General features: G+C 61.0%; 21 protein-coding genes and 1 tRNA gene. 11 read left to right on the top strand and 11 right to left on the bottom strand.

Annotated features, from left to right (window positions below; all coding sequences use genetic code 11):
* Nucleotides 1-30 precede the first annotated feature (30 nt).
* Nucleotides 31-801: an ABC transporter ATP-binding protein gene (locus GQB00_RS09000; RefSeq protein ID WP_111494460.1), complete on the bottom strand. Its 771-nt coding sequence runs from the start codon at nucleotides 799-801 to the stop codon at nucleotides 31-33.
* Between the two features lie 744 nt (nucleotides 802-1,545).
* On the opposite strand from GQB00_RS09000, the gene GQB00_RS08995 reads away from it, so the two are divergent.
* Nucleotides 1,546-1,746 (top strand): hypothetical protein, encoded by a 201-nt coding sequence (locus tag GQB00_RS08995; RefSeq protein WP_111494462.1) that lies wholly within the window; start codon nucleotides 1,546-1,548, stop codon nucleotides 1,744-1,746.
* 21 nt (nucleotides 1,747-1,767) lie between these two features.
* Here GQB00_RS08995 and GQB00_RS08990 read toward each other — a convergent pair whose 3' ends face one another.
* The gene (locus tag GQB00_RS08990; protein ID WP_111494464.1) at nucleotides 1,768-2,007 is read right to left on the bottom strand and encodes a TIGR02647 family protein; all 240 of its coding nucleotides are present in this window, start codon (nucleotides 2,005-2,007) and stop codon (nucleotides 1,768-1,770) included.
* 125 nt (nucleotides 2,008-2,132) lie between these two features.
* Between GQB00_RS08990 and GQB00_RS08985 the strand changes: the two genes are divergently transcribed.
* Complete coding sequence (locus GQB00_RS08985; protein WP_165855971.1) at nucleotides 2,133-2,807, top strand: DUF2959 domain-containing protein; 675 nt, start codon at nucleotides 2,133-2,135, stop codon at nucleotides 2,805-2,807.
* A 25-nt stretch (nucleotides 2,808-2,832) separates the two neighbouring features.
* On the opposite strand, the gene GQB00_RS08980 is transcribed toward GQB00_RS08985, so the two are convergent.
* The 3 genes from GQB00_RS08980 to GQB00_RS08970 form a co-directional block, all read right to left on the bottom strand.
* Nucleotides 2,833-3,594: a hypothetical protein gene (locus GQB00_RS08980; RefSeq protein ID WP_111494468.1), complete on the bottom strand. Its 762-nt coding sequence runs from the start codon at nucleotides 3,592-3,594 to the stop codon at nucleotides 2,833-2,835.
* A gap of 5 nt (nucleotides 3,595-3,599) precedes the next feature.
* Nucleotides 3,600-3,785, bottom strand: coding sequence for a hypothetical protein (locus tag GQB00_RS08975; protein WP_111494470.1), 186 nt, complete (start codon nucleotides 3,783-3,785; stop codon nucleotides 3,600-3,602).
* Nucleotides 3,786-3,999: 214 nt separating this feature from the next.
* Nucleotides 4,000-4,716 carry a hypothetical protein gene (locus GQB00_RS08970; RefSeq protein WP_165855970.1) on the bottom strand — a complete coding sequence of 239 codons (717 nt, stop codon included), beginning with the start codon at nucleotides 4,714-4,716 and terminating at the stop codon, nucleotides 4,000-4,002.
* An 852-nt stretch (nucleotides 4,717-5,568) separates the two neighbouring features.
* Between GQB00_RS08970 and GQB00_RS08965 the strand changes: the two genes are divergently transcribed.
* The 4 genes from GQB00_RS08965 to GQB00_RS08950 all read left to right on the top strand — a co-directional run bounded on the left by GQB00_RS08965 (nucleotide 5,569) and on the right by GQB00_RS08950 (nucleotide 7,152).
* A complete protein-coding gene (locus GQB00_RS08965; protein ID WP_111494474.1) occupies nucleotides 5,569-5,820 on the top strand; it encodes a hypothetical protein in 252 nt (83 codons plus the stop codon).
* Nucleotides 5,821-6,037: 217 nt separating this feature from the next.
* On the top strand, nucleotides 6,038-6,223 hold the full coding sequence (locus GQB00_RS08960) for a hypothetical protein (protein WP_165855969.1): 186 nt from the start codon (nucleotides 6,038-6,040) through the stop codon (nucleotides 6,221-6,223).
* Between the two features lie 119 nt (nucleotides 6,224-6,342).
* Nucleotides 6,343-6,654, top strand: a complete 312-nt coding sequence (locus GQB00_RS08955; RefSeq protein ID WP_165855968.1) for a hypothetical protein — start codon at nucleotides 6,343-6,345, stop codon at nucleotides 6,652-6,654.
* A gap of 81 nt (nucleotides 6,655-6,735) precedes the next feature.
* On the top strand, nucleotides 6,736-7,152 hold the full coding sequence (locus GQB00_RS08950; protein WP_323127261.1) for a thermonuclease family protein: 417 nt from the start codon (nucleotides 6,736-6,738) through the stop codon (nucleotides 7,150-7,152).
* 21 nt (nucleotides 7,153-7,173) lie between these two features.
* Here the strand turns inward: GQB00_RS08950 and GQB00_RS08945 are convergent, their stop codons facing one another.
* Complete coding sequence (locus tag GQB00_RS08945; protein WP_165855967.1) at nucleotides 7,174-7,515, bottom strand: hypothetical protein; 342 nt, start codon at nucleotides 7,513-7,515, stop codon at nucleotides 7,174-7,176.
* 158 nt (nucleotides 7,516-7,673) lie between these two features.
* Between GQB00_RS08945 and GQB00_RS08940 the strand changes: the two genes are divergently transcribed.
* On the top strand, nucleotides 7,674-8,261 hold the full coding sequence (locus GQB00_RS08940; protein WP_165856575.1) for a LysE family translocator: 588 nt from the start codon (nucleotides 7,674-7,676) through the stop codon (nucleotides 8,259-8,261).
* Here the strand turns inward: GQB00_RS08940 and GQB00_RS08935 are convergent.
* A complete protein-coding gene (locus GQB00_RS08935) occupies nucleotides 8,220-9,083 on the bottom strand; it encodes an AraC family transcriptional regulator (protein WP_207950645.1) in 864 nt (287 codons plus the stop codon). The two genes, GQB00_RS08940 and GQB00_RS08935, sit on opposite strands and share 42 nt — an antisense overlap.
* A gap of 139 nt (nucleotides 9,084-9,222) precedes the next feature.
* Between GQB00_RS08935 and GQB00_RS08930 the strand changes: the two genes are divergently transcribed.
* A complete protein-coding gene (locus GQB00_RS08930) occupies nucleotides 9,223-9,654 on the top strand; it encodes a hypothetical protein (protein ID WP_111494486.1) in 432 nt (143 codons plus the stop codon).
* A gap of 363 nt (nucleotides 9,655-10,017) precedes the next feature.
* Here GQB00_RS08930 and GQB00_RS08925 read toward each other — a convergent pair.
* The 4 genes from GQB00_RS08925 to GQB00_RS08910 all read right to left on the bottom strand — a co-directional run bounded on the left by GQB00_RS08925 (nucleotide 10,018) and on the right by GQB00_RS08910 (nucleotide 13,813).
* Nucleotides 10,018-10,093 (bottom strand) — tRNA-Phe (locus GQB00_RS08925).
* Between the two features lie 104 nt (nucleotides 10,094-10,197).
* Nucleotides 10,198-10,473 carry an oxidative damage protection protein gene (locus GQB00_RS08920; protein ID WP_165855966.1) on the bottom strand — a complete coding sequence of 92 codons (276 nt, stop codon included), beginning with the start codon at nucleotides 10,471-10,473 and terminating at the stop codon, nucleotides 10,198-10,200.
* A gap of 62 nt (nucleotides 10,474-10,535) precedes the next feature.
* A complete protein-coding gene (gene mutY / locus GQB00_RS08915) occupies nucleotides 10,536-11,600 on the bottom strand; it encodes an A/G-specific adenine glycosylase (RefSeq protein WP_165855965.1) in 1,065 nt (354 codons plus the stop codon).
* Nucleotides 11,600-13,813 carry an AsmA family protein gene (locus tag GQB00_RS08910; RefSeq protein WP_165855964.1) on the bottom strand — a complete coding sequence of 738 codons (2,214 nt, stop codon included), beginning with the start codon at nucleotides 13,811-13,813 and terminating at the stop codon, nucleotides 11,600-11,602. The genes mutY and GQB00_RS08910 overlap by 1 nt, the downstream gene beginning before the upstream one ends.
* Before the next feature lie 299 nt (nucleotides 13,814-14,112).
* On the opposite strand from GQB00_RS08910, the gene GQB00_RS08905 reads away from it, so the two are divergent.
* From GQB00_RS08905 to hisH, 3 genes are all read left to right on the top strand, one after another.
* Nucleotides 14,113-14,574, top strand: a complete 462-nt coding sequence (locus tag GQB00_RS08905) for an SRPBCC family protein (RefSeq protein WP_111494494.1) — start codon at nucleotides 14,113-14,115, stop codon at nucleotides 14,572-14,574.
* Nucleotides 14,575-14,728: 154 nt separating this feature from the next.
* Entirely contained in the window at nucleotides 14,729-15,322 is a 594-nt protein-coding gene (gene hisB / locus GQB00_RS08900) for an imidazoleglycerol-phosphate dehydratase HisB (protein WP_111494496.1), read from the top strand.
* Nucleotides 15,323-15,395: 73 nt separating this feature from the next.
* Complete coding sequence (hisH, locus tag GQB00_RS08895; RefSeq protein ID WP_165855963.1) at nucleotides 15,396-16,055, top strand: imidazole glycerol phosphate synthase subunit HisH; 660 nt, start codon at nucleotides 15,396-15,398, stop codon at nucleotides 16,053-16,055.
* Nucleotides 16,056-16,084 lie beyond the last annotated feature (29 nt).

Below are 16,084 nucleotides of genomic sequence, written 5' to 3'. Positions count from 1 at the left end.
ATCCCGCCGTGGTTGGAACAGAACGGGTGATCAGAACTTGGGCGCCAGGAACTGCTTCATGCGCTCCGAGTCCGGATTGTCGAAGACTTTTTCCGGCGTCCCCTGTTCTTCAATGCGGCCCTGATGCAAGAACAGGACCTGGGACGACACATCACGGGCAAACGCCATCTCGTGGGTCACGACGATCATGGTGCGGCCTTCCTCGGCCAGGCTCTGCATAACGCGCAGCACCTCGCCGACCAGCTCAGGGTCGAGGGCGGAAGTGGGTTCGTCAAAGAGCATGACTTCCGGCTCCATGGCCAGGGCCCGGGCGATGGCCGCGCGCTGCTGCTGGCCGCCGGACATCTGCGACGGGTAATAGTCCTTGCGCTCGTAGATGCCGACCTTGTGCAGGTAGGCTTCGGCGCGCTCGATGGCCTCTTTCTTGGGTACCTTGAGCACGTTGATCGGGGCTTCAATGATGTTCTCGAGCACTGTCATGTGGGACCAGAGGTTGAAGCTCTGGAAGACCATCGACAGCTTGGCGCGCATCAGTTCCACCTGCTTGTTATCGGCGGGAATGCGGACACCCTTGCGGTTGGTTTTGAACCGGATTGGTTCACCGTGGACGATAACGTCCCCGGAGGTGGGCGTTTCCAGCATGTTGATACAACGCAGGAAAGTACTCTTGCCGGAGCCGGAACTGCCGATCAGCGACACCACATCGCCTTTGCGGGTTTCCAGGGAGATTCCCTTGAGAACTTCGTTGTCATTGAAGGTTTTGTGGATGTCTTTGCAGATCAAGGGCGCATTGTCCGCCATGAATGACTCCTGGGCCTGTCGGTAACGATCGATATCTGAGTTGGACCGATATCTGAAGTAAAGATAGTCGCATTCGAGTGGCTGCACTAACCCGCGGAAACACGAGCACGCGTGACGATTGGGCTGGCATCCGAAGCAGTCGGGAAAGGGGGAGATCTACTCGTCGAGGACCTTGGCGAGGACGAGCTTGGCCACGGGCGATTGGCCGATGAGGGCTGCCGGCTGGAGTCGCGGGCGAATCACCGTGGGGATTGTCGATGGGTCTGTCGTCATCTGAAGGCTTTGCATCTGCTTTTTCCAGCAGCCGCGACCGGGATCGCCGGCGGGCCGCATTGCCCTTCTCTTTTTTGGACCGTCTTGCCCCGGCCTGGGTCAGCGGCTCTTTTAAAGCGCGTGGCTGACACCGATTGCTTACCGGGAGTGCGGTTGAATAGCGCCAAGTTTTACGGACTGTTGCGATAAAAATCAATAGTTGGCCTGTTCGGCGTCAACATGCTTCGCGATGCGATGTATCACGGGCATCCTGAAAAGCATCGCTACATGAGCGGGTTAGGGGCTCCCGAAGTGGCGCGGAGTGCTTCCGCCCGGTGACAAAAAATAACCGATTCGATGGGCCAACCTGTTAAGGTGGAAAGCTGGCGTTTTAAGGTAAAACGTTGGTGTTGATCGGCCGTTTACGGCCGGACAGGGATGAAGCAGACGTGTAAGGGAGTACCCCAAAGAACAAGAACGGGTACACGTTGAATGGTTTTTTCCGATAACGATGTCTTGCTTGAGCGCGGCCTGCTGCGGGTGACGGCGAGGGCCTGCGATCCCGACGAGTCGGTGACCCGGCGTGCCTATGATGTGGAAATCGCCGGGCAGGAGATTCTCAAGACGTTCCCCACCTTTGACGAGGCACGCCAGTTCCTCGATATGGTGGCGCCGGCCCCGGATGACTCCTGAAGGCCCGCGCCCGCGCTCCTGCTATTTTTCGCCCAGGATCGACAGCAGACTCTGGGCATGCTCTGCCGCCTCGATGCCCAGTTGGGTCAGATAGCCGCCGTCTTTCTGGGTGGTGAGGCCTTTATCGTACAGGCGCTCGGCCGCCGCGACCGCATCGAAGGTCGCCTCGTGACTGTGAACCTTGATACCTTCGCGGGTGGAATGCAGATTGAACAGGGTCAACAGGTTGAGTTCATGCAATTGGTCGGATGTGAAGGCCATGGCGTGTCCTTGTATTGTTGTTGGCTCTATCCATAGTTGTAACTGACTGGCGCGGCTTCGCAAGTCTTTGCGGGCCTGACAGCTTGCCGCCGGTCCCGACCTTGCCGATTCAGGGAGAGAAAACCATGACCCCATCGATTAACTCTGTGCGCCGATCCTATGCGGCCGTCCTGGTACTGCTGGCGCTGGTGCTGGTCGGCGGCTGCAGCTCGATGTATTACGACGCCATGGAGCAGTTGGGGTTCGAGAAGCGGGATATCCTGGTCGACCGGGTGGAAGAGGCGCGAGATGCCCAGGGCGAGGCGCAGGAGACCTTCCGTTCCTCGCTGGAGCGCTTCCAGAGTGTGGTCAATACGCCGGATACCGATCTCAAGGCGAAGTACGAGGAGATCCGCGATGCTTATGAAGACAGCGAAGCGGTGGCCGCCGACGTGCGCGACCGGATCGACGCCGTGGAAGACGTTTCCGGGGCGCTGTTCGAGGAGTGGGAGGACGAGCTGGATCGCTATGAAAGCGCGTCGCTGCGCCGTTCCAGCGAGCGTCAGTTGCAGGAAACCCAGCAGCGCTATGCCCAGCTCATTGACCGGATGCATCAGGCCGAATCGCGCATGGACCCGGTGCTGGAAGCGTTCGAGGACCAGGTACTGTTCCTCAAGCACAACCTCAATGCCCAGGCCATTGGTTCCCTGGAAAGCGAACTGGGCCGCATCCAGCAGGATGTGGACGCGCTGATCCAGAACATGGAAGCCGCCATTGCCGAGTCCCAGTCCTTTATCGACAGCTTCCAGACAGCGCAGTAAACGGCGCTCCCGGTCCCGGTCCCGGTCAGCCGCTGGCCGGGATCGTCTGGCTCTCGCGCAAACTCTTGTAGGCGTTCAGGTCGAAGAAAGACACGTGCACGATGTGCCGGGTCGGGATGACGATGCGGAAATCCGACAGCCCGGCCATCCGCGCGCCTTCTTCCAGCAGTCCCTTTTCCTCGTAGTGGTGGTAGTAGTTGCGCAGCAGCACCAGCTCCAGGTCGTCGTCGCGCCGGTAGCCACTCAGGGTGGGGATGATGGAAATGGAGTCCAGTAGCGACGCCTCCGTGTGCACGTGGGTCACCAGCCCGATGTAGCACTTGCGGGTGTCCAGGGTCAGGGAGACCCACTGCTCGCCGCGCACGGCGTCGAGGAAAATGCCTTCCAGCTCATCCCCCAGACAGGCCTTGCGCAGCTTCTTCAGGCGCACGGCCGGGTGTCGGGTGCGGCGCTTGCTCGCGTAGCCGCTGACGGTGGCCAGGAAAAAGGCGAGCAGGGCGATCAGCAACTCCCGGGGCGTGATGGCCTGGCTGGTGTAGTCGCCGATGTTGCGGGTCAGATGATCCAGTGTGATGTCCAGGAGGGGCAGGGCGCCGGAGGGCAGGTCGAATGCGTCGATGAGCAGGACGATCAGGGTCGCCAGGATAACAAAGACAAACCCGTACAGGGCCACCGAGAAATAGCTTTCCCAGCCGGAAAGGCGCTTTTGCTGGTAGCGTGCCGGCAGGTGCAGGGACGTGAAGATGAAACCGCAGACGAGGACAAACGCAACGTAAAGGACGCCCATGCGCTTCAGGCGGTTTTGCGGTCGGGTTCGAAATCCTTGAGGCTTTGGAGTTGGGCGCGAATGGAGCGGACGACCTCTTCGTTTTCGAGGTTCAGTTTGACATTGCCATCACGATCCACGCGATAGCGGCCGGCGTCCTTACCGCTGCTGTCTTTCCCTTTTTTCCAAAATCCGAAGAATCCCACGGACATAAGAAACGTCTCCTGACTGATGATGGCAGCATAGCGAATGGGGCGCGGCGTTGTCTATTCCATGACCGGTACGCAACGTCGACCGTCAATCTGTTGCGAAGGGCCCTCACAGGCCAGTTTTTTCTTTTCATGGCAGATCAAAAGGCTAGGACTGGATGCGGGAATCCTTGCCGCGTCTTCATGAATTTCGGGTTGCACCCGGGGTGATCAGTTCTTAAGCTGTTTTTCCCCATGGAGGGATGATCAGAACAGGGAGGAATAAGGCGAGCGCCAAACCGAACAATACGAAAAACGTGCGGCCAGCACGGAGGCACCACCCATGCTCGAACATTGCCTCTGCAGTACCCTCCATTTGTCGCCCGGTCACCAACTCCGACCGGTTGAACCCGAAGCCATGATGACCCGTTTGCCGGACGCCCCGGCGGGCAAGTGTCAGCACTTCTGCCTTCGTGACGACAGCAACCGTATCATCGCCCTTTTCGATGCACGACGGATGGCTTGCGGTTATTTCGGTTACCACAGGTATCACCCGGACGGCACGCACCTGTTGCATCGACTGTTTCGCATGAAGCAGCCGGTGGAGTATGAATTCCCGGTCTAGATCGATCTGGAGATCGGACTGGATAGCGGCCGGTTTTGAGGGGCGATGATGTGTCGGCCCGCTGCCGCCGGTTGATATAAAAAGCGCCTGCTCCGGCCGGGTCATTATGTCGGGGCAGTGGTTGAGATCAGGGACGATCCGGAACTCGATTGAACGTTCAAAGTGAGTCCTATGCGATCCGTGATTCTCGAACATTTCTGTGTACAACTCGTCCAGGAAAAGCGTCAGGACGACGTTCCCCTCTACAGCATTGAGGTGGAAGGCGAAGGCTCGCTCTACAGCCATGTCAGCTTCGAGGCTGTCATGCACTATTTTGAGATGCTGGTTCACCCCGTCGATACCGGAACCGTGGCCTGAGCTTCCTGGCTTCACGCAAATGAAACACGACTGCGCCAGGATGGATCCTGCATCTGGTTGATCCCTGTTTGGCCTGGACCGGGAGGTCAGGGCTGAACGATTGTGGCCGGCGATTCTGCCGGCATTTTGTCATCCAGCTGTCATCATCTGTCAGTAGCTTTATTCAGCAGTGCCAAGAGCCTCTGAAAAAGTTCAGTGCTCAGACTCTTCTGGAGTGGACATCGTTGCTTGCCAGGCTTTTGCCTGGCTTTTTTATGTCTGCTTGAGGCCCTTTTCGCTCTGTAGCCATCGGCTGTGGTCCACTGACCCGAATAGCGTTGGCCATTTTCCTACATCCGCCTCATCCATTTCGTCTCAAACCCGGTGCGTGTTGTCGTTATTCTGGTGACGTCTCTAATGGATGGATTGCGTGTAACACACCGATCAGAGAGATTGGTCTGTCGAGCCTGTCCGTATAGCAGTCGGACTTTTTTCATGGGTCGTTGATGCCCTGGGCCTGCCGGAGTCCCCCCGGAGGTCACGTGAAAGGGCATCCTTTTTTCCCGCACGTTCGAACGAAACCTTTTCCAGCCTGAGCGATTCTCCCTCGTTTCCTGGCATCTTCCCTTCCGGCGGCTGTTCCCGTTGCTGAGCCAGCCTTGCCCTTCGCCCGGCTTGTGGGTTGGTCGTGCCCCGGCCGTCATAAAAGTGTCATCGCATTGCCATTTGCCCAAAGCTACCCTATGAAGCGCTGGCAGGAGAGCGTTCGCCACCCAGACAGATCCATGGACCATGGCCATGTGGCTGTGGCGCCCCGCATTTCACTGATGAACATCGGAGGCAAGCATGATCGAAGAGCACCTGCGCGACTGTATCTATATTCCCCAAGGGCATCGGCTGGTCCGCCAGGCGGCGGATGCTGCAGAGGCCGACGAGGACCGGGTATCAACCTGTCAGAGCGAACGGTTCCAACTGCTGGACGCCAGGGACAACCTGGTGTGCCGCTACAAGGCCTGGCAGGTCGACAACGACTTCTTCGGATACTTCGAATACGACACCGACGACACGCTGGTCGATCGCAAGACCGTGACCCTCTGACGCGTGCTGGCCACATGGCGCACCCGGCGCATCGTGGTAACCACGTACCCCGGCGTGGCCCTGTTTCACCGGATTGTCACGCAGCGTCGTTTTAATGCACCTGGTTTCGGCTTATCTGTCAGTCGAAACGAACGTGTTGCCAATGAACGATGCTGGATGGCATCGACTGGACAGCCACGGATGGCTGGCTTTTTCAGCGATTCCGAACAGGTGCCCCATGCGATCCGTACTGCACGATCACGACGTGGTCCGATTGATCAAAGACGAAACCAGTGCCAGTGAAACCCTCTACCGGGTCGAGGTGGAAGGTGAAGGTACGCTCTACTCGGCCGCCAGTTTCGACGCCGCCCTGCATTACCTCGACATGCTCATGCACCCGCTGATCGTTGAACCCGCCGCCTGAAACGCTGTCTGAATGCTTCGGGTTTCTGCGTTACCCACCCAACTGTCTTCTTCCAAAACGTTGCTGTGAAAGGGGCCGGCCCCGGTGCGCGGTAACCATAGAGGAAAGGGAGTCCGATCGTGAAAGCGCTGATAACGCACCTGCGCGAGAAACTGGAACTCAAACCAAGACAGACGCTCGTGGAAATGGATCGGATGCGAACGTCGGACGGTTCAGCGCGATTTCGCAAGAAAATGTTCGAACTCCGCGAAGATGGCGACCGGGTCATCGCGCTCTATGATGCCTGGATGATCGAAGAGCGCGGCAACGGCTTCTTCGGCTACTTCCGGTACAACGCGGATGGCGACCTGATGGGGCGCCGGACATTCATCATCCGCCGACGCCGGAAGCCGACGCGCACTGGGCCCGAAGCCGAATCGTCCGGACACTGAATATGACACTTTGTTCACTTGTAAGGGCTGCCGAAATCCAGACAATACCCCGCTTTTGCTCGACCGAACGGGGACTTACGCGTGAAGTGGATAGCGGTTCTGGCGATGCTGCCAGCGATAGTGTGGGCTGACTACGGCAGCGTGCGGGTGGACGAAGTGGTGCGGGTCTACGACGGCGACACCATCACCGTGAACGTCGGCGAGTGGCCGGCGCTGCTGGGTCATGAGATCGGCGTGCGCGTGAACGGCATCGACACCCCGGAAATCCGCGGCCGCTGCGACAGCGAAAAGGCCCTGGCCTATGAAGCCCGCGACCTGGTCCGCCGCATCCTCGCGAGTGCCCGCGACATCGAACTGCGCAACCTCGACCGCGGCAAGTACTTCCGCGTGGTGGCCGACGTCTACGTCGACGGCCAGAACCTCGCCTCCCACGTGCTGGCGGCGAAGCTGGCTTATCCGTACGACGGCGGAACCAAGCAGGGGTGGTGTGGCGCCTGACCGGGAAAGGATCGAAAGCGTTCAGTAGGTCACCTGAATGCCCCGCTTCCGGATAAAACCATCCGAGACAGACACACCGACAATCCCACCCACCGAAACCGTAAACGTGGCGATGAAAAGCGCGGGCAGGGCCAGCGGCCCGCTCAGCCAGTCATCGCCGAACAGGTAGAGCAGGGACGAGAGAATCGCCACCGCAAACGCCCACGTGTTTGTCAGGAAAAAGAACCCAATCTCGAAGGCCCAGACCGACTCCTGGGCCTTGTAGCGCGACAGTCCGAACGCCACGTAAGCAGCGGTGGCCAGCAAGGCCAGCCCGGCCACGGCCAGCCAGAACAAAAACAGCGGACCCAGGATCAGTCCCATCCTTTCCTCCCTGAAGGCGCAATCCCTGATGAGCCGGTAAGCGTATCAGGCTCGCGCCTCCGTTACCGCGTTGGGCACATCAATTTCGTTCAATACCGCGTCCGGCCGTTATCGCATCCTGCGGGCTCCTTTCATGTATGAAGAGAGCGACCATGACCATTTCGATCCTGCTGATGATGTCCGCCTTCGCGCTTGCCGCGTCCATTTCGCCGGGGCCGGTGAACCTGGTGTGCCTGAGCAGTGGCACCCGTTACCCGATTTCCCAGGGCCTGATTTTTGTCACCGGCGCGACCCTGGGGTTCATTGCGCTGTTTATCGGCGTCGGGCTGGGGCTCTATTCCGTGCTGGCGCTGGCGCCCTGGCTGGAGGACGCCTTGCGGTGGGGCGGGATTGGGTTCCTGCTGTACCTGAGTCTGCGCCTGTTTCTCGACGATGGCCGGTTGCCGGACCGGGAGGCGCGCGCCGCGCCGGGGTTCATGACCGGAGCGTTGATGCAGTGGCTCAACCCCAAGGCCTGGCTGGCGTCCGCCTCGGGCATCGGCGCCTACACCAACGGCAGCGAGCTGGACCAGGTGATTGTCTTTGCCGCGCTGTACCTGCCGATCTGCTGGCTGTCCCTGGGCAGTTGGGTCTACGCCGGCGCCTTCCTGCGGCGCCACATCCAGCGCCCTGGGGTGCTGGTCACGATCAACCGCGTGTTGGCGTTATTGCTGGCGGCGACCTGCCTGTACCTGTTGTTCGAGTAGGGGGTGGCGGTACTGGTTCGGCGTGGCCGCCACCAGCCGTTTGAAAGCGCGCTGGAAGTGGGCCTGGTCGGTGAAACCGGCGTCCAGGGCGGCCTCGGCAATCGGACGGCCGCGTTTGAGGGCCTGTTGGCCGAGCTGGACCCGGCAGTTGATCTGGTAGGCGTGCGGAGGCAGGCCAAAGTGCTGCTTGAAGGCGCGCACCAGGTGCCCCGAGCTGTATCCCGAACGCGCGCACAACTCGTCGAGCGACACCTCATCCGCTGCCCGCGCCTTCAGGTAGGCGGCCAGATCCTGCAACACCTCAGGTGCCTGGGCGACTGGCTCACTGGGCCGCTCTGCCAGCGCCTGCATCAATGCCGTCAGGTATTCGACCAGCATCGTCTGCTTGTCCAGCAGCGCCCGTTGCGGGTCCAGCAGGCACTCGGCCAGACGAACGTAACCGTCGTACCAGAGCGGATCCCTGAGCACGGCGGTGGCCATGTCCTGCCACTGCGGCGCGTCGAGCAACCCGGCGTCGTGGCGCAGCGCCGTCAGCCAGTCCGTGTCGACGTACAGCATGAAATAGGCCCAGGGCTGGTTGTCGATCGGATTGCAGGCGTGGACCCAGTTGGGGTTCATCAGCACCAGCGTGCCGGCATCGATACGGTAAGTGTCTTTATGGTAGAGGAAGGTGCTGAAGCCGGCAGTGATGGCGCCCAGCGACCACTGCGTGTGGCTGTGCGGCGCGTAACAGACCTGGCGACCGTCCTCGACCTTGCGCAGCTCCACGTGGGGCATGCGGTCATCGCGCCAGAACACTGGCCGGCAGGGATCCGTCTTCATCGGTGGGCACCTCGCTGCGGGATTGTTGTGTCGATTCATGCCGCGACTGACAGGTTAGCATAGCTTCGTCTGGCAATAGCCGGTGCAGTAAACTGATCGAAACCCGGAATGGTTGTTCACAGAAGCTCAGGGAGGACTGATGTCGGTGACGGAAGAGTATAAAGAAGTAGACCGCGTGTTGTATGGGCATATTCTCAGCTTTCTCGGAGCGTTAACCGCGTTCGCCACCGCTGTTGTATTGCTGGTCGTGCAGGGAAGTGTTTCGGCGGGCCGGGGATTCGGTTTGATGGGTGTCATCATGCTCGTATTGGCGATTCCCTTCTGCTTTGCCGCGTTTGTTCTTAATCTGAAGTTGCTCCGGCGTGATCGAGTTCATCCGAAAAGCATCAAAGCAGTCGATAACTTCACCACGACGGCGATGTCGTTCGGGGTTGTCGGATTCTGGGGCATTATCGGTGCCTGGACCACCTTGCTGGGGCTCGTTTTTACTGCTGCTGTATTCGTTGCATTTGGGGCGACAGTCTTCGTCGCTCGGCGGTTTGATCGACTGAACCCGAGGGACGATGAATAACTGTAGTAACTGCTCCGAAAGGCATTTTTCGTCACAATTCCTGCCGAATGTCGTCGAGATCCGGTCGGTGTCCCGGCGATAGCCTTGTTCCTGTACCCGGACAATACAGGAGCGTTTATGTTTTCGGATTGCCATAGCAAAGCAGTGGCTGGAGCTTTGCGACCAGGCCAACCAGGCGGAAACAAAGTATGCGTTTGAGCGGACCTTCCAGAATCTCAGGGAGATGCGGCGGATTCAGAAGGAGCGGGATCGGGTGGGGCGTCAGTTGGCGCGCTGCTGCCCGGCCCAGTGAGGCGCGGGCCTTGCCAAAACAGAGGGCCAGAAACGAAAAAAGCCGCTCGATTGAGCGGCTTTTCAGAATAATGGTGCCCGGAGGCGGAATCGAACCACCGACACGGGGATTTTCAATCCCCTGCTCTACCGACTGAGCTATCCGGGCAACGGGGGCGTATTAAACCGGTTTCGATGGGTTGAGTCAAGGCTGTTTTGCAGAAAAATTCCCAGACTTTTCAGGGGTGCTCAAACCTTGCGCAACCTGCCGGTTTATTGGTCTTCCGGCGGCACAAAACCTTCGGCTTGCTCGAAGGGTTCGTTGTCGAGGAACTTCTCCATCTGGGCCTTGAGGTACTTCCGTGCGAACGGGTCCATCATGTTCAGGTGCTTTTCGTTGATCAGCATGGTCTGCTGGTTCTGCCACTCCTGCCAGGCCTGCTTGGAGACGCTGTCGTAGAGTTCCTGGCCCTTGGCGCCGGGCATGGGCGGGAAGTCCAGGCCTTCCATCTCTTTCTGGTATTTGCGGCAGAATACGGTGCGGCTCATGAGGGCTCCTGTATTGGGCGTTCCGGATTGGGATCGATGGTAACAGATCCGTCGGGTCTGGATCAGATCAGCTGAGGCTGTTCGGGGCGCGTCAGCAACTTGCGGATGGGGCTGGGAATGCCCAGCGTTGGCGCTTCTTCCCGACGTTGCCAGGCGAAGCTGTCGCCGTCCTGCACGGTGGTTTCGCCCAGGTGGCGCAGGCGCACCGGGTGGATGTGCAGGTGGTAGTGGCTGAAGGTGTGGCGGAAGCCTTCCAGCGGTTCGGCATCGCCGCAGCGCACGCCCAGTTCCCGCTCGGCCACTTCCGGCAGTTCGTCTAGGGTGATGGCGGTATCCAGTTCGGGCAGGCTCCATAGGCCGCCCCAGATGCCGCTGGGCGGGCGCCGTTCCATCAGCAGGTTACCGGCGTCGTCCTCGATCATCAGCAGCCAGGCCTCTTTCTCGGGCTTGGCTTTCTTGGGTTTGGATTCGGGCAGGGCGTCGGTCAGGCCCTCGGCCAGGGCTGCGCAGTCGCTGGAGACCGGGCAGACGCCGCAGTCCGGTCTGCGCCGGGTACAGAGCAGGGCGCCCAGGTCCATGATGCCCTGGGTGTAGTCCCGCACGCGCTCGTGGGGCGTATGCCGCTCGGCGTGGGTCCAGAGTTCGCGCAGCACAGCGGTCTGCCCCGGCCAGCCGCGCACGGCGTGGTAGCGGGCCAGCACACGTTTGACGTTGCCGTCGAGGATGGCGGCGCGGATGCCGTGGGCCTGGGCCAGTATGGCGGCGGCGGTGGAGCGGCCGATGCCGGGCAGGGCCTCAAGCTGCTCCTGTTCTTGCGGGAACTCGCCGTCGTGGTCGCGAACCACCGCCTGCGCCGCTTTCTGCAGGTTGCGGGCGCGGGCGTAGTAGCCCAGGCCCGACCAGTGCTGCAGCACGTCGTCCACCGGCGCCTCCGCCAGGCTCTGCACGTCCGGGAAGCGGGCCATGAACGCCTGGTAGTAGGGGATGACGGTGGTCACCTGGGTCTGCTGCAGCATGATCTCGGACACCCACACGCGGTAGGGCGTCCGGTTCTCGTGCCAGGGCAGGGCCTTGCGGCCGTGGTCGTCGTACCAGGCGAGCAGCCGATCGGCGAAACGGTCTGACATCAGTTGAACAGCCCTTTCAGCGCGTCCTTGATCTTGTCGCTGCTTTCCTTGTCCAGCTTCTCGTCCAGTTTTTCGCCGAGCTTCTCGTCGATGGCCTTGTTCACTTCTTTGGTCGCCTTTTTCTTGGCGGCGCTGGCGGCCATGTCCTTGAGGTTGTCGCGGAAACGCGAGCCGTCGAAGGAGCAGAGCTTGGCCGGTTCGCCGGAAATGTCGCCGCGGCATTCTACCGGAATCACCACGCCTTCCACATACTCGGTCACGCGGCAGGCTTCGTCCCGGTGGATCTCGCCGACGATGCGCAGGCCCAGTTCGTAGTCCAGATTGCTCGCCGCCAGATCCACATTGCCATCGCCATTGAGCTGCATGCCGGCGAGGGCGGCGGTGAGGTCGGTGTTGGTGATGGTGTTGCCGTCGATCTTGAGTACGCCGTGCATGTCGTTGAACGGCGTGGTGGTGCCCCAGTCGCCGGTGGACAGGCTTTCCTGGTTGGCCAGGGCAATGCCCTGGCAGGCCATGCGGGTCAGGTTCATGTCGTTGAAGCTGCCCTCGGCCAGATTGAACTTGATTTCGCCTTTGGCGTTGTTGCGCAGGGCGGACATACGGTTGCCCTGCGTCGTGATGTCGGCGGTCAGGTTGGCGCCGCCGGACAGCATGGTCATGTCGGCCAGATCGGTGAGCAGATCCAGGGTCTGGATGTTGTTGGCGCGTTCGCTGATTTTCCAGGTGGGGTTGTCCTTGCGCGCATCCAGGGTGGCGGTGACGTTGAAGTCGCCGTCGTAGAGCTTGCCGGCGAACGGATCGAGCTTGATCAGCCCGTTCCTGGCGGACACCTTGGACTGGATCTCGGTGATGGTCAGGTTGCTGGCGATGAGCTGGCCCAGGCCCAGGTCGATGTCCAGGTCCAGGCCGCGCAGTGTGTCCAGCGGCAGCAGATCGGATTCCTCACCCGACGCGGCCGCCGTCGAGCCGGACGGTTGCTCGCCGCCGGACTCGCCGGCATCCGCGCTGCCGGCGTCGCCTTCTTCCGCCTCGGGGGGCAGGTAGCGGTCGACGTTGATCGCGTCGCCCTGCAGCGTGAGGTCGATGGCGGTGTTGGCCAGGCCCAGGCCGAAGTTGCCGTTGAAGGTGGTGTCGTCCAGCACCAGTTTCAGGTTGCTGAGGTTGACCTGGCCGCCTTCGCCGCCGATGTCGGTGGAGAACGAGGCTTTCTTGAGCACGTCCGGATCGCGGGTCTCGATGGCCGGCTGGCCCAGGGTGCTGAGCAGGTCGCGGATGGAGAATTCGGCCAGGGCCAGGTCGCCGTCCAGCTTGGGCTGGTCGCCGAAGCCGGCCACGTCGACGTTGGCGGTCAGTTCCAGGCCGGCCAGGGTGGCGACGAAGTCGGACAGGGACGCGGTTTCGTTCTCCAGGTTGGCGGCGGCGTTGCCGGTGAAGCCAGCGTTGACGGTCTTGCCGCCCACCGCTTCGCCGCTCAGCTCGAAGGTGCTGTCCAGGTCCTGCATCTGGAACTGGTTGAGGGCTTCGTTAGCGGTGAGCTGGGCGGAGAGCTGCGCGTTCACCGCCAGTTCCGGCGCATTGGTGGTGAAGCGGAAGCCCAGGTCGAGCGGGAAGGTCTGGCCCAGGGCGATGTCCTGGGCGGTCAGGGAGAAGTCCTCCAGGGTGACGGACTGGCCGCTGGCCTCGTCGCTGTAGTGCACCTGGGCGTTGGTGATGGCCACTTCCTCGACGTTGAACTTGAGCGGCTCGCTGTCGCCGGTGGCGGCTTCTTGCGTTGGTTCTTCGGCGGGGGCCGGTTCGGTCGGCGCGGTCTCTTGCGCCGGCTCACCTTCCGGCATGATGCGCTCCCAGTTGCCCTGACCCTGGGCGTTCTTCACCAGCCGGGCGTCGAGGCCATCGAGGGTGAACACGTCCACCGCCGGCGCCATGGTGATCAGCGACCAGAAGTCCACTTCCGCCTGCAGCCGGTCCAGCCTGACCAGGCGCTGGCCTTCCAGCTGCGCTTCCACGTCGTTCACTTCCAGGCCGATGGGAATGAACGACCAGCTGATGTCGCCGTTCAGGGACAGGTCGAGGTTGGTCCGGCTCTCGACGGCTTTCTCGATCTGGGGCTTGTAGGCGTTGGGATCGATGATCGTGGTGGCGACCACAATGGCCAGGGCCATCAGCACGATGATGGCAATCACGGCGATCAGGAGATAGCGAAGCGCTTTCATGGCGGCAGTATCCTTACGGCTCGAATGGGTTGTCGGCAAGGGTTCGGGCGCGGACAGCAAAGCGCCCTTAACGAAACTTTGTCAATTTTGCCATACGTTTAGCATACGATAGGGGATGCAATCCGCCCACTTCAGCGGCCCAATCAGCGGCGAATCTTTCCGAATGTTCATTTAATCGGCAAACCCGTTAAACTGTCGATCATCGGGCAGGGCCGTTACAGGTCTGCTGTCACGGCGAGTAGCACGGTCGGTGCGACCGGTCCGGCATAATAAAGACAAATCAACGAAAGGAGTTTCGGGTGGCCATTACCATTGCGATCGAACTGAACCGCGAGATCGATATTCCAGGCAGCTACGACGAGGTTTTCGAACTGCTGGCGGACGTGCCGCGCTCGGCCAGCCACTTCCCCAAGGTCGATCAGTTGGTGGACCTGGGCAACAACACCTACCGCTGGGAAATGGAGAAGATCGGCATCGACAAGCACTCCATCCAGTCGGTCTACGCCAGCCAGTACCAGTCCGACAAAGAGGCCGGCAGGATCACCTGGACGCCGGTCAAGGGCGAGGGCAACGGCGTGGTGCAGGGATCCTGGACGCTCACTGCCAAGGGCGACGACGTCACCCGCGCCAGCTTCCAGACGACAGCGGAACTGACCCTGCCCCTGCCCGGCCTGCTCAAACTGGCCATCAGCCCGGTGGTGAAGCACGAGTTCAACGGGTTGGTGGACACCTACATGAACAACCTCAGGAAAGCGTTCTAGACCGCTCCGGATCTCACCGTTCCAAAGAGTTCCCGGGCGCGGTTCCGGCAATCGCGTTGATAGACGCAATGTGGTGTCAATCAAGTGAGATTGACACCGTAACGCGGTATACTCTGCCCTGTTCATTTTGACGGCTTTTCTTGATGGAGTCCCCATGGCCGAACGCAAGGCGCGGGTAGAGCGCAATACCCTCGAAACCCAGATCACTGTTTCCGTAAATCTCGACGGCACCGGCGAATCCCATTTCGACACCGGCGTGCCTTTCCTGGAGCACATGATGGACCAGATTGCCCGTCATGGTCTGGTGGATCTGGAAATCGTAGCCAAGGGCGACCTGCACATCGACGACCACCACACGGTTGAGGACATCGGCATCACCCTGGGCCAGGCCTTCACCAAGGCCGTGGGCGACAAGAAGGGCATCCGCCGCTACGGTCACGCCTACGTGCCGCTGGACGAAGCCCTGTCGCGGGTGGTGATCGACCTGTCCGGCCGTCCCGGCCTGACCATGGAAGTGCCGTATACCCGGGCCAGCGTCGGTGGCTTCGACGTGGACCTGTTCGAGGAATTCTTCCACGGTTTCGTCAACCACTCGATGGTGACGCTGCACATCGACAACCTGCGCGGCAAGAACTCCCATCACCAGATCGAAACCGTCTTCAAGGCGTTCGGTCGCGCCCTGCGCATGGCCATCGAACCGGATGAGCGCATGGCGGGCGTCATCGCCTCCACCAAGGGTTCTCTCTAACCGCGTTTCCAATGATTCCGGCCGCGGCCCGATCGGACGGCGGCGGCCCTTCCTCTCCGGAGTTGTCCTGACTATGAAGTCCGTTGCCATTATCGACTACGGTATGGGTAACCTGCACTCGGCCAGCAAGGCCGTGGAACACGTGGCGCCGGACATGCGCGTCCACGTCACCGACGATGAAGCCGTTATCCGTGAAGCCGACCGCGTGATCCTGCCGGGTGTCGGCGCGATCCGCGACTGCATGGCCGAGATCCGCCGCCAGGGGGTGGATACCCTGGTCCGGGATCTGGTCGACGAGGGCCGCCCGCTGCTGGGGATCTGCGTCGGCATGCAGGCGCTGATGGCCCGCAGCGAGGAAAACAACGGCGTGGAGGGCATTGGCCTGTTCCCGTCGGAAGTCCGCTACTTCGGTGACGACCTCAGCGAGGCCGGCAAGCGTCCGGGCGAGCGGCTGCGCCTGAAAGTGCCGCACATGGGCTGGAGCCAGGTCTGGCAGACCCAGGACCACCCGATCTGGCACGGCATCGAGGACGGTGACCGCTTCTACTTCGTGCACAGCTACTACGCCGAGGCCGAGGGCAACGCCGACATCGCCGGGCGCACCCGCTACGGCGTGGACCTGGCCGCCGCGGTGGCCCGCAATAATGTCTTCGCCACGCAGTTCCACCCGGAGAAGAGCCACCGGGCCGGCCTGCAGCTGCTGAAAAACTTCGTACAATGGTCCGGCCGCTAACACCGGCCCCACAACCCGAACTGGATTGA

It is taken from the genome of Marinobacter sp. JSM 1782161 (assembly GCF_011421605.1).
Lineage (GTDB): Bacteria > Pseudomonadota > Gammaproteobacteria > Pseudomonadales > Oleiphilaceae > Marinobacter_A > Marinobacter_A bohaiensis.
This window is presented reverse-complemented; position numbering and strand designations above follow the sequence as displayed.